Below are 13337 nucleotides of genomic sequence, written 5' to 3' on the forward strand. Positions count from 1 at the left end.
CTACTTATTAAGAAAATAGAAACAATTATATATTTAAAAAATAGAATAAAGTAAGGTTTTTGTATAAAACACATTTATTCTAAAAAAACGATCCCCCAAATCTCTTTTAAATATCTGTTGTGTTATGGTTACTATTGATAGAGAAGTATTCTGCTTTGTTGTTTTTTAAACAAAGAAAGAGTATCTTAGAGGAATAAGATCTGTTATCAGTATTAAAAACAGAATTAGTATTTGCTAATTTTTGCTATAGAACAATATTTATTCAAAATGTAGTACATCATTCAGGATGTTCTTTCGATACCTAATTAAAAAAGTGGCATGAGTTATTGATTTGATTCTGTGACTCATTATTTTATTTATCATTTTAAAATATAAATTTTGATTAGAAAACATTCCTTAAATAGTACTTTTAGTTTTTTTAAACTAAAGTTCAAACACAGAAAGATAATTCACTACACTTTAATAGCCTGTGTTATTCTTTTACAAATAATTGCAATAGTTATTTGGTACAACGAATCGTCTAATGAAACAGAAATGTCGAAGACTTTAAACTCGATGGATTCATTGAACAGAATAACGCATTTCACCAGCGGTATAAATAATTCATTTGTTGATTCTCAAAAGAGCTTTAATAATTATACCTATTATAAAGATAAAGAATCACGGAATAAGTATACTGCTTCTTTAAATGAGATCAGCCGTCTGATCGACAGCTTAAGCTTAATTACCAGAGATAATAAGGCATTCATGAAGATTCTGGAAGAAAAGAATCAGTCAGAGCATTCTGTAGAGGCTATAAAATCCAGTATAGATTCTATTATTGAGTCGCAGATTAATTCCGATAAAACCGTTTTGTCAAAGCCTTTTAAATTAAACAAGTTTGAGTATAAAAAGATCTTAGACAGCATTAAAACGGACTCTTATATGACCGTAGACAGTGTATCTAAAAAAGGTTTATTCTCAAGATTGGGAGCTGCTTTGGCCGGAAAAGTCGATGTGCAAAAAGAGAAGCTGAATATTACGGTTACGATGAAATACGATAACAAAGTAGTTACCGGAAGTATCGAAGAACAGTTTGCGAACCTGTTTAATACCACCAATAAATTTTACGAAGAGCAGTTTAAGAACTTAAAGAAGTCATTTGCTAATTTAAAAGATCAGGATGCTAAACTAAAAGAATTCAATAACGAATTACTGAATTTAGAGTCGGCGATTATGCCGAATTACAATAATTCATTGAAATTGCTTCAGGACAATACTCAGAAACAATTGCAAAAGCAGTACGAATCCAATAAAATAGCGAGAAGTTATACCATTGGGATTTTGATACTGATGATGTTTATCGTTTCGCTTGTGCTTTTCGGCTTCACGAGACTGGCTTTCCAATACGAAAAAAGACTGACTACTGCTCAGATGCAGATCCGTGAAAACCTGAATTTTAAGAACAGAATTATGGGAATGATCAGTCATGAAATAAGATCGCCTTTAAGTATTATTTCTATTTACAGTAAGATGATTAGTGCTTCTATAAAAGATGCCGAAATAAAAGATACTTTTAAATCAATTCAGTTTACTACAAACTCATTGCTTCTTTTGGCCAATCAGATTCTGGAGTATTCGAAAGACGGAAATTATGAGCCCAAATTGAACAATAAGAAGTTCCTGCTTAAGGAAGAAATTCATCAGATTGTTCATTCGATGGCTTCATTGGTTGAAAGTAAAGGAAATAAGATTGAAGTTAATTCTAATCTGATTTCAAATCTTGAAGTGAATTCTGATGCAGCAAAAATTCATCAGCTTTTTTATAACATTATTGGGAATGCGAATAAGTTTACCGAAAATGGATTGATAAAAATTGCGATGGATCTCGAGAAGACCTCTGATAAGCAAGTAAATTTAAAAATAGAAATTGAAGACAGTGGAATTGGAATTGCCAAGAATGACCTGAAAAACATATTCGAACTTTATTATCAGGGTACCGTTTCAGGAAAAGTAAACGATCTTGGAGTAGGTTTGGGGCTCAATTTGTGTAAAGAAATTGTAGAATTGTTTGATGGGAAAATAGATGTTCAGAGCGAAGAAGGCAAAGGGACAACGATTATTTTCAACCTCTTCATAAGTTTAGTTTAAAATAAGACCAAATTAATATACTTTTTGTATATTGACAGTAAAAAGGCAATTAGTTAGAGAAAAGCGCTGAAACAACCCTAAATTAGGTAAATGAAAATGAAATCCCCATCCAATAACTATAGCTTTTTAGTAGCTGATGACCATAGTGTGGTTCGACAAGGCGTTTCTTTGATGATAAAAGAGTTATTTTCGAATGCTTTAATTCATAAAGCCGGAAATTTTAAGGATACCCTTACTATTTTAAAAGAACAGAGTATAGATTTATTAATCTTAGATGTAAATTTTCCTGACGGAAACAGTATCAGTATCATAACAGAGATTAAATCCATCCAGCCCGAAGTGAAAATACTGATCTTCTCCGCTTATGATGAGAATATTTATGCAATGCGGTATTTGAATGCGGGAGCATCCGGATACCTGAACAAAGAAACTTCGGAGGAAGAAATGAAAAACGCAATCAGTTCGATGATTTTGTCCGGAAAGTATATTACACAGAATCTTAAAGACAGGATTCTGGACTCTTATATTTCAAAAAAACCAACAAATCCATTAGATGTATTGTCTAACAGAGAAATTGAAGTGGCACAGCTTTTAATTAAAGGCTATGGCAACCTCGAAATAATTGAACACCTGAACATTAAGAAAACAACGGTAAGCACCTATAAAAACAGGATTTTTGAAAAGCTTGAAATTGATAATCTGGCCGATTTGATCAAAGTTTTTCATTTGTATGCGGACTGATAAACGGCGTGTTTCAAACATACTTTAAAAAACAGGACTTTTTAAGTGCCTGTTTTTTTTGTGATTATTATTTTTTTTGTGATGTTTTTTCTGTAGAAATAATTCTACAACAAGGTGTTCCATGTTCTATAACGTATTGATTTTATTGCATGTATTTTTGTTTTGTCAGGAAGACGCAGTTGCTGGAACTTTATAAATAAGATGGATTTGTAGCAGAATGGATTATTTTTTTTCAGCATCTAGCTTCCTGTATTAAAAGACACTCTTTTGTTGTTACGGACGGCTTTTTTTGTTTTTGCTTTTGTTTTTTGGGTTATAAAAGTCAGGTCAATTTTTATTTTTTTAGAAGATCGCCGTCTGATCAACAAATAGTGCTTTTAAAATCTGATGCAAATTTTAATGCTAAAGAAAACTACAGTTAATAGAAAGGGAATGTATAAAAGTAAGACTATGGAATTCGATTTTTATAATACAAAGAAGAAAGCAAATGTGAATGTTTTTAAATCTAAAGCATTTGATGAGGTTCAGGACGCTCTTTTCGTATTTACGATTTCGGCAGATAACGATTATGAGATGCCCTTTATAAATGACGCCACTTATGAAATGTTTGAAGTTTTATCCAATAAGATGTTTACTAATACCGTACTTTCTATATACGATCGAATTCATCAGGATGATAAAAAAAGGGTGAAAAACTCTTTATTCGACGCTATTAAAAAAAGAAGAAAATGGAGTGTTGTGTTCAGGGCAGAATTGCCTTTCAACGGATTAAGTTGGTTTAAGGTGACTTCAAAAAGGCTAGTCAATAAAGATGGAAGTACGGAATTTTATGGCCGTATAACTGATATTACCGAATTAAAGGAGCAGGAGTTAAAACTCAGAAGAACGGAACAACGTTTTAAGTTCATGCTGATGACTTCAAATGAAGGTATTTGGGATTGGGATCTAACCAATGATCGAATTTATTATTCGCCGCAAGCCTTAAATATACTGGAATTGAAAGCGTCTGATATTGCTCACACTTGCGACGGATGGAAGAAAATGATACATCCGGAGGATGTTGAAGATTGTCAAAAGGCATTTAATGATCATTTTGATAACAGAACTCCTTTTTACGAAAATTTTCAACGTGTATTAACTTCAAATAAAAAATACAAATGGATTCTCAGTAAAGGAATGGTGACCGAGCGTGATCTTGAGGGAAAACCATTAAAGGTAATAGGAACTTACAGCGATGTTTCTTTTCAAAAAGAAAAAGAGCTTGAGTTAAGAAGAGAAATGGAAGTGTATAAAGAAAAGAACAACAGATTGTTGAATTTTTCGCACATCGTTTCTCATAACCTAAACTCGCACGCAGGTAATTTTAAAGTTCTTTTGGACTTGATCGATTCAGAAGAAGGTTTTGATGAAAAAGTTGAAACATTAAAATACCTGCGTGCGGTTTCCGGCGATCTTAGTAAAACAATTGAAGATTTGTCGCAAATTGTAAATGTTCAGAACAATGCCGAAATTAATATCGAGGCACTGAATTTAAACAGTTATTTAAATAGGGTACTCAATATTGTTAATGCTTATAACAACAAGAGTAATGTTACGATAATCAACAACGTTTCCCCTGAAGCAGTGGTTCATTTTAATCCGGCATATCTTGAAAGTGTATTGCAAAATTTAAGTAGCAATGCTATAAAATATGCAGATCCTAAAAAACCACTGATCGTCGAATTTAATTTTTTCAGAGAAAATGGAAGAAAGGTATTCACCATAAAAGATAATGGTTTGGGAATTGATCTTAAGAAACACGGAGATTTAATTTTTGGAATGTATAAAACATTTCACAAACACGAAAAAGCAAACGGTTTGGGCTTATACATTACAAAAAATCAGATCGAATCTATGAATGGAAACATTACAGTAGAAAGTCAGGTAGGAGAGGGTACAACTTTTAAAGTCTTTTTTAAAGAATAAGGGTGCTGCGTTCCGCATTATATATAGAATTTCAGATTACATAAATAATTATTTTTAGAATGGAAAAATTTATCGTTATTAAAAAAGCCAATGGAGAATTTCAATTCGAATTTGTAAATAAAAATGGTGAAATTATTTTAAGCAGTGGCGATTATACCCGAAAATTCATGTGTATGAAAGGGATTGAATCGGTAAAAGTTAATTCACAGGACAATACAAAATTCTTCCGGAAAACCAATTCAAAAGATGAAAGATACTTTAATCTTAAAGCTTTTAACGGAAAGATTATCGGAACAAGTAAAATATTTAAAGACAGAGATTCCCGCGATGAAGGAATACTGGAATTTAGAAAATATGCACCACATGCTATTGTAGAAGATCACTCTAATACAGTATTGGCTGAGAGTGCAGCATTTTAGAGTTATTCAATAAAACCGTCTGCCATTCGGTTTGATTTTATAAAACAATGAACTTTTGTCGTTTTCCGGATTGTAATAACGGAATCGTTTTTTAGATAATTTAATTGGTATTTTACACAGCTAAGACCGCTTTTGCGGTCTTTTTTGTTTTCAGTAAACTCAAGTTATAAGGCAATTATAGGTTACGTCTTGAAAGGGCAAAAGCCAGGTCGAAAATATAGTCATCCCACATATTTTGTGTAAGATTCTCTAAAAATGCGAACGTTTTTGTATTGGAATTTGTTGGGAACTAAAATTGCTTTTGCCCTTTCAGGGCAATGCTGTATCTTGATCTAACACATAGTACTTTGTACTATGCTGTTGCTTTTCGGGCTTTCAGCCCTTTCTGGTTAGATTTGCTCTGAAAGAGCTTTAGCATTAGCATGGTGTGCAGCATTACGAATGATAAGGGCAATTATAGGTTACGCTCTGAAAGGGCAAAAGCCAGGTCGAAAAGAGAGACATCCCATATATTTTGTGTAAGATTCTCTAAAAATGCGAACGTTTTTGTATTGGAATTTGTTGGGAACTAAAATTGCTTTTGCCCTTTCAGGGCAATGTTGTATCTTGATCTAACACATAGTACTTTGTACTATGCTGTTGCTTTTCGGGCTTTCAGCCCTTTCTGGTTAGATTTGCTCTGAAAGAGCTTTAGCATTAGCATGGTGTACAGCATTATGAATGATAAGGGCAATTATAGTTTACGCTCTGAAAGGGCAAAAGCCAGGTCGAAAATATAGTCATCCCACATATTTTGTGTAAGATTCTCTAAAAATGCGAACGTTTTTGTATTGGAATTTGTTGGGAACTAAAATTGCTTTTGCCCTTTCAGGGCAATGCTGTATCTTGATCTAACACATAGTACTTTGTACTATGCTGTTGCTTTTCGGGCTTTCAGCCCTTTTTTCTGCAACTTCTGTTCTTGATCTGCTATAAGCCGAAAAACATTTGTGTCTTTTGTTACTTGCCCGTTTTATTTTAATTCTTTTTTTTGTAAAAAAGGAGGTTAATATTTTACAAATAGTAAAAAAATGACTTTACAAGGAAGTTGCGCTTAATCAAGACTTAACTTCGGCTCCCTGCAGTATTTTATCTGCCACTTTCCTTGAATTTCCTCACTTTAAAGATGTAAATCCGCCACTATTCTGCCAATATTTCAAGGATTATAAAACTATTTTTTTACAAATACTTAACAAATTACACCCCTTAATTTTCTTTTCTTTAACAATTAGATAATTTTTGATTATTTACTATTTATAAAATTCATTGTTTATTTGCTTGTATAAATTTAATATTTGTAAACAAATTAACCATGAAAACAATTTACAAGGCAATTTTAATTTTTTCGGTTGCACTTTTTACTCCAAACATAATGGCTCAAAAGGCAAGCATCAGCGGAACAATTACCGACACACAGTCTCCGCTTCCGGGTGCTACCATAATATTGTCTAATAATCTAAAAGCTACAACAGATTTTAGCGGCTATTTTACCATTCAGGATGTCAGACCAGGCAGCTTCGAATTAGAAATCTCTTATATCGGATATGAAGTGAAACACATACAGATTGAAATTACTGACAATCAAAAACTGAATTTAGGTACAATTCAGCTGCAAACCAACTCAAAAGAACTTAATGAAGTTGTGGTTAGTGGAATGACCCAAAGAAATAGTGAGGCGAGAGCATTGAACATGCAGAAAAAATCAATGAGTATTGTAAATGTAATTGCAGCCGACGGGATTGGAAAACTTCCGGATCGTAATGCTGCCGAAACCGTACAGCGTATGCCGGGAGTTTCGATAGAGCGCGATCAGGGGGAAGGACGTTTTGTATCGGTGAGAGGATTGCCGCCATTTTGGTCGTCAACTACAATTAACGGAAACAGAATTCCAACTGCCGAAGAAGAAACCACTTCGAGAGCTACCGCATTTGATTTTTTTCCTTCAGATCTTATCGCCTACGTTGAAGCTACTAAAGCGCTTACACCGGACATGGATGGTGATGCGATTGGCGGAAGCGTCAATTTTACTACACAAACCGCTCCAACGAAAAGAACAATTAAAGCAAGTGTTTTTAGCGGATACAATCAAAAATCGGATAAAGGAATTTATAGTGGATCACTTACAATAGGGGACAAAAGTAAAGATGGAAAGTTTGGATACATTATCAATGGTACGTATTGGGACAGAAACTGGGCAACCGATAATTACGAGGCGAGAAGACAAGGTGATCAGGGCGTTTACAGATTGGAGTTGAGAGATTACACCGGAGTTAGAAAAACCACAGGTTTGAATGGTGCAATGGAGTTTAATCCTTCATCTAGAGATAAAATTTTTCTAAAAGTAACTTATGGCGGACTTACAGATGAAGAAACACATTACAAACACCGTATCCGATTTGATAAATTCAATGGTACAACAAATGCATTAACGGTGGAACAACAAGATATTCACAACCAATTAATGACACAATTTTTAGGTCTTGATTTGGGAGGGAAACATCAGTTAGCGAACGGAAAATTAGATTGGAGTCTTGCTTCTTATCGAAACAGGTTTAAGTATGGCAACATCCCAAATGCAGAAGACAACAGTTATTTTTTAATTCAGTTCAATCAAACGGGAGTAGGTGTTAAACCCGAATATTTAAAAACAGTGCCGCTTGCCAATGGTGGAGCAGGAGGTCCAAGAGCGTATTGGGCTGCTGATGGTGGAATTATGGATCCAAGCAATCCAAAGTCAATATTTGATTTTTATTCCGATCCAAATTTCAAAACAGATCCGACAAAAATGAAGTTTTCTACTTTAGAATTATACAAAATCAACATCGTAGAAAGAGACAACATTATTGCGGCAGTCAACTACGAGCACAATTTTAATGAGAATCTTAAAATGAAGTTTGGAGCGAAAGTAACAGATAAAGATCGTATTGCAACTTTTAGAGACGAGTATTACAACTGGACAGGTTCTCCAACCCCTTATTTATCCAACTATGCTTCTGATTTAATTCTTCAACCGGGAGGTACAGATTACTTAAGGAAAGAAACAGGCACTTTGATTGGAAATAGTTTCGGTCCGGTTTTATCAGCGGATGGAATGACAAAATTATTCAATACCTCCAAAGCAAATCTGGTTTTAAATCCTGCTGATTCGCAGATTCCGGAACTGGGTAAAGGATTAGGAAGAAACTTTAATGTAGGGGAGACAACCTCTTCTGTTTATGCGATGTCAACCTATAATCTGTCGGATAAATGGACTGTTTTGGGAGGTCTGCGTGTAACCAATACTATCACACAGGTAACCGGTAAAACTGTAGAAAACAATGTGGTGGTAGATGCTGAGAATACTAAAACGTATACCTCCGTACTTCCAATGTTGCACGTAAAGTACACTCCGATTGAGAATTTGAACCTTCGTTTTGCCACAACCAGGACATTTGCAAGACCTAATTTTGGAGATATTTCACCTGCAGGTTCGCTAAATACTATTGACGGAGAGTATGCAGGAGGAAATCCAAACTTGAACCCTACCTATTCCTGGAACTTTGATTTGTTGGGAGAGTATTTCCTTGACGAAGTAGGAATCATTAATGCCGGAGTATTCTACAAATCGATTACAGATCCAATTTTTGACGATACTTATCAGGGTACCATAAACGGAATTCCGGATATAGAAATCAGTTCACCTGCTAACGGAGGAAATGCATGGATTGGTGGAGTTGAATTTGGAATTACCAAGAGATTTAGCTTCTTGCCGGGATTCCTGAAATATTTTGGAACTCAGATCAATGCAACTCTTATGGACTCTGAAATGACGTTAGGGAAAAATGCTAACAATCCTAACGGAAGAAAAGTGTCAACACCTTATCAGGCAAAAGAATTATACAATATACAACTGTTTTATGAGAGCGGCAAACTAAATGTGAGAGCTGCCTTTAATCACAAGGGAGCTTATGCCACAAGTTTTGATGCCAATGCTAAAAATACAGACATGAATGATATTTATTACGGTAAATACAACTCGCTTGATTTTTCTGCTTCCTATAAAATTGGAGATCATTTTACCATTTTCAGTGATGTAAACAATGTATTGAACGAGCCTTTGATGTACCATTTTGGAGAAACACCAAACCGTCCGAAACAAGTAGAATATTATGGATTAAAGTTTAACCTTGGTTTAAAATATAATTTATAGACAACCTTAAGTTAACCCGTTGGATGTGGGCAGATTTTATTTTTACAGTTTATTTTTTTTTTAATCTGCTGCAATCAACGGGTTTCTAAAACAACCGTACTTATTTCACATTGATCACAACCTCTTCACGTTAAAACTTAAGAACTAATGTCTAAAAAAGCGTCTAATTTTAGGTTCATACTCAAAACGTCCATAGCGGCATTCGGTACTTATTTTTGTATGTATGCCTTCAGAAAACCTTTTACGGTCGCCACTTTCGATCAGTTGTCTTTTTGGGGAATAGATTATAAAATTCTGCTCATTTTAGCGCAGGTTTTAGGCTATACTTTTTCTAAATTTTTAGGAATCAAAATCATATCCGAATTAAAGTCGGCCAGGAGAATTTTATATTTAATCAGTTTTATCGCCATTTCAGAATTGGCTTTGCTGGGTTTTGCTTTGGTACCGGCACCTTACAACATTCTATTTTTATTCATCAATGGATTGCCTTTAGGAATGATTTGGGGAATCGTTTTCTCTTATATCGAAGGCCGGAAAACAACTGAATTACTGGGGGTAATTTTATGCTCGAGTTTTATCGTTTCCTCAGGAGCGGCAAAATCTGTGGGAGTATTTGTTCTGAAGGTTTTGGGATGCAATGAGTTTTGGATGCCTTTTGTTTCGGGATTGCTTTTTATTGTTCCGCTAATCGTATTTTCATTGTTTTTGGAAAAAATCCCAAATCCGGATGACGAAGATTTAGCGTTGCGATCCAAACGAAGACCTTTAGATAAAAAAGAACGTGCATCATTATTCCGACAATTTGCTTTTCCGTTGACCATACTGATCATTTTCTATGCCATGTTAACGGCAATGCGTGAATTCAGAGATAATTTTGCAAGAGAATTATGGGATTCTTTGGGATACAAAGAGAGTATTTCGATTTATATGTACTCCGAAATTCCGATTGCGATAGCTGTTTTGGTCATTTTAGGATTTTTAGGAAGTATGAAAAACAACTACAAAGCCTTCAAAAATTATCATTTGGTGTTGCTCGTAGGTTCTGTACTTATAGGGATTACAACCTTATTGTTTCAAAAACATTTAATATCACCAGTTCCATGGATGATAATTTCCGGATTTGGAATGTACGTTTGCTACATTCCGTTCAACGGTCTGTTTTTTGACCGTATGATTGCCACCTATAAAATTGATGGAAATACCGGATTTTTAATTTACATCGCAGATGCTTTTGGTTACTTAGGAAGCGTACTGGTATTGTTTTTTAAAAATTTTGGCGACAAGAATATTTCCCTGTTAAGCTTTTTTACCACCTGTATTTATCTGCTCTCTTTTGTTGGGATCATCACTACCATCATGTCCTTTAACTATTTTAAAAGGAAGTTTAGAAAAACTGCTAAGATTCATACGGCTATGAGTTATGAGATGTGAGTTATGAGATGTGAGATGCAAGATTTGAGATTTGAGACGCCGAGGGAAACTTGAAACCTGAAACTTGAAACCTGAAACTTGAAACTTGAAACTTGAAACCTGAAACTTGAAACTTGAAACTTGAAACCTGAAACTTGAAACCTGAAACTTGAAACTTGAAACTTGAAACTTGAAACTTGAAACTTGAAACCTGAAACTTGAAACCTGAAACTTGAAACCTGAAACCTGAAACAACAAACCAAAAACAAATAAACAGTAAAACAGTAAAACACATAAAAACACAAACATGAAAGAGAAGTATGATTTAATAATTGTCGGGTCGGGAGTTCTGGGCACATTTCACGCCTACCATGCCCTGAAAAAAGGAATGTCGGTTGCCATTCTGGAAAAAAACAGTAAACCGGAAGGCGCGACCGTTAGAAATTTTGGACAGGTTGTACCGTCTGGAATGGATCGAAAATGGCAGAATTTTGGAAAAGAAAGTTTAAAGATTTATAAAGATATTCAATCGCAGTTTGAGATCAATCTTCGTCAGAACGGAACTGTTTATCTGGCTTCAAATGAAGAAGAATTGCAATTGATTGAAGAGCTCCATCAGATTAATATTTCGAATGATTACGAATCTAATTTGCTAACCAAAGAGCAATGCCTGAATAAATACGACGGTTTACGTGCTGACTATTGTAAAGGAGGATTGTTTTTTCCGCAGGAAGTTACCGTTGAACCTTCTACAATGATTCACAAATTGCACCAGTTTATGACAGCCAATCTTGGACTTGATTTGTTTGTAAACACTACGGTCGTAGAAACCCAGGACCTAAACGATGAAGTAATAGCAAGAACTGCAGCAGGTGAGGTATACAAAGCTTCAAAAATTATTATTTGTAACGGAAGTGATTTCAAAATATTATATCCTGAGATTTACAACAACAGCGATCTGATTGTTTCTAAATTGCAGATGCTGCAGACGAAACCTCAGAACAATTACAGATTGGACGGCTCTATTTTAACGGGATTGACCATCAGAAGATATGAATCGTTTGAAGAATGTAAATCGTATCAGACCATCAAAGCAAAAGAAAATCCGGATAGTTTTGAGAAGAAGTATGGCGTTCATATCCTGTTCAAGCAAGCCCTTGACGGCTCCGTAATTTTAGGAGATTCTCATGAGTATGCTCCCGCAAAAGATATTGATTCTTTGGGATTTGATCTGAATATGGACATCGATCATTTTATGATTGAAGAAGCCAAAAAGATAATCGATTTGCCTACTTATGAAATCCAGAACAGATGGTTTGGAATGTACTCGCAATGCAAGACCAAAGATATTTTCGAATACACTGTTGACCAGAATATTCACATCATAACCGGAATAGGAGGAAAGGGCATGACGGGAAGCGCAGGATTTGCCAAACACAATATTGATATGATTTTTAATGCTTAGGGATTGTGAGATGTGGGTTATGAGTTATGAGTTATGAGTTATGAGTTTTGGATAAAACCTGAAACCTGAAACCTGAAACAAATATAATTTTAAATCATAGTATATAATCTATAATTAAAGTCTTTTTTAGAGAAATAACACAAACGATCAACCATTAACCATCAACTATAAACTAAAAAAAACAGCCTGTTTGGCTATTAAAATAAATACACAAAATGAAAATTAATGAAATTGAAATGGTTGTTTTTGATATGGCCGGAACAACAATAAATGAGCAAAATATAGTTTACAAAACATTGCATAAATCCATCAACAACTTCGGGATCGGGGTTTCTTTGGAATCGGTATTGTCATTAGGAGCGGGAAAAGAAAAACATCAGGCGATCAGGGATATTTTAGAATACAATAACATCACAGACGAGAATAAATCAGATGTAATATTCGAATATTTTAAAGAAACACTGGACAAAGAATATCTTTCAGCTTCCGTTTTACCTATAGAAGGCATTGAAAATATTTTTGAAAATTTAAAAAAGGACGGTGTAAAAGTGGTACTAAACACAGGCTACAGCAGTCACGTTGCGAATACCTTATTAGAAAAGCTGAACTGGAAGGAAGGAAACCAATACGATGCCTTAATCACCGCTGATGATGTAGTGTTGGGACGTCCATTTCCGGATATGATATACAAAGCCATGCAATTGTTTGCGATTACAGATGCTTCAAAAGTTCTAAAAGCAGGAGATTCTGCGATAGATATTGAAGAAGGTAAAAATGCCAAATGTGGCGTAACTATTGGTGTTTTATCCGGCGCACAAACCAGACAGCAGCTTGAAGCAGCCCAGCCCGATTACATATTAAATTCGTTGGCATCGCTTTATAGTGTTATGGGGTGAGCGGTTAGATGTGAATAATGTTAGAAGTAAGAAGCAAGAAGTGAGAAGTAACAATTAACAATTAACAATTAACAATTAACAAT

At 34.6% G+C, this 13337-nt stretch carries 8 protein-coding genes; all 8 read left to right on the plus strand.

Annotated elements, in window-relative coordinates:
* Positions 1 to 534 precede the first annotated feature (534 nt).
* Complete coding sequence (locus JO950_RS18720) at positions 535 to 2130, plus strand: HAMP domain-containing sensor histidine kinase (RefSeq protein ID WP_202704002.1); 1596 nt, start codon at positions 535 to 537, stop codon at positions 2128 to 2130.
* Between the two features lie 90 nt (positions 2131 to 2220).
* Complete coding sequence (locus JO950_RS18725) at positions 2221 to 2871, plus strand: response regulator transcription factor (protein ID WP_202704003.1); 651 nt, start codon at positions 2221 to 2223, stop codon at positions 2869 to 2871.
* 450 nt (positions 2872 to 3321) lie between these two features.
* Complete coding sequence (locus tag JO950_RS18730) at positions 3322 to 4836, plus strand: PAS domain-containing protein (RefSeq protein WP_237732390.1); 1515 nt, start codon at positions 3322 to 3324, stop codon at positions 4834 to 4836.
* Positions 4837 to 4895: 59 nt separating this feature from the next.
* Positions 4896 to 5255, plus strand: a complete 360-nt coding sequence (locus JO950_RS18735; RefSeq protein ID WP_017495681.1) for a YegP family protein — start codon at positions 4896 to 4898, stop codon at positions 5253 to 5255.
* Positions 5256 to 6606: 1351 nt separating this feature from the next.
* The gene (locus JO950_RS18740; RefSeq protein ID WP_202704005.1) at positions 6607 to 9483 is read left to right on the plus strand and encodes a TonB-dependent receptor; all 2877 of its coding nucleotides are present in this window, start codon (positions 6607 to 6609) and stop codon (positions 9481 to 9483) included.
* Between the two features lie 147 nt (positions 9484 to 9630).
* Positions 9631 to 10914: a DUF5690 family protein gene (locus tag JO950_RS18745; RefSeq protein ID WP_202704006.1), complete on the plus strand. Its 1284-nt coding sequence runs from the start codon at positions 9631 to 9633 to the stop codon at positions 10912 to 10914.
* A 286-nt stretch (positions 10915 to 11200) separates the two neighbouring features.
* On the plus strand, positions 11201 to 12358 hold the full coding sequence (locus JO950_RS18750) for a TIGR03364 family FAD-dependent oxidoreductase (RefSeq protein WP_202704007.1): 1158 nt from the start codon (positions 11201 to 11203) through the stop codon (positions 12356 to 12358).
* 215 nt (positions 12359 to 12573) lie between these two features.
* Positions 12574 to 13254, plus strand: a complete 681-nt coding sequence (locus tag JO950_RS18755; protein WP_202704008.1) for a phosphonatase-like hydrolase — start codon at positions 12574 to 12576, stop codon at positions 13252 to 13254.
* The last annotated feature ends 83 nt before the right edge of the window (positions 13255 to 13337 follow it).

This window comes from Flavobacterium sp. UGB4466 (genome assembly GCF_903469665.1).
GTDB classification, from domain to species: Bacteria; Bacteroidota; Bacteroidia; order Flavobacteriales; family Flavobacteriaceae; genus Flavobacterium; species Flavobacterium lipolyticum.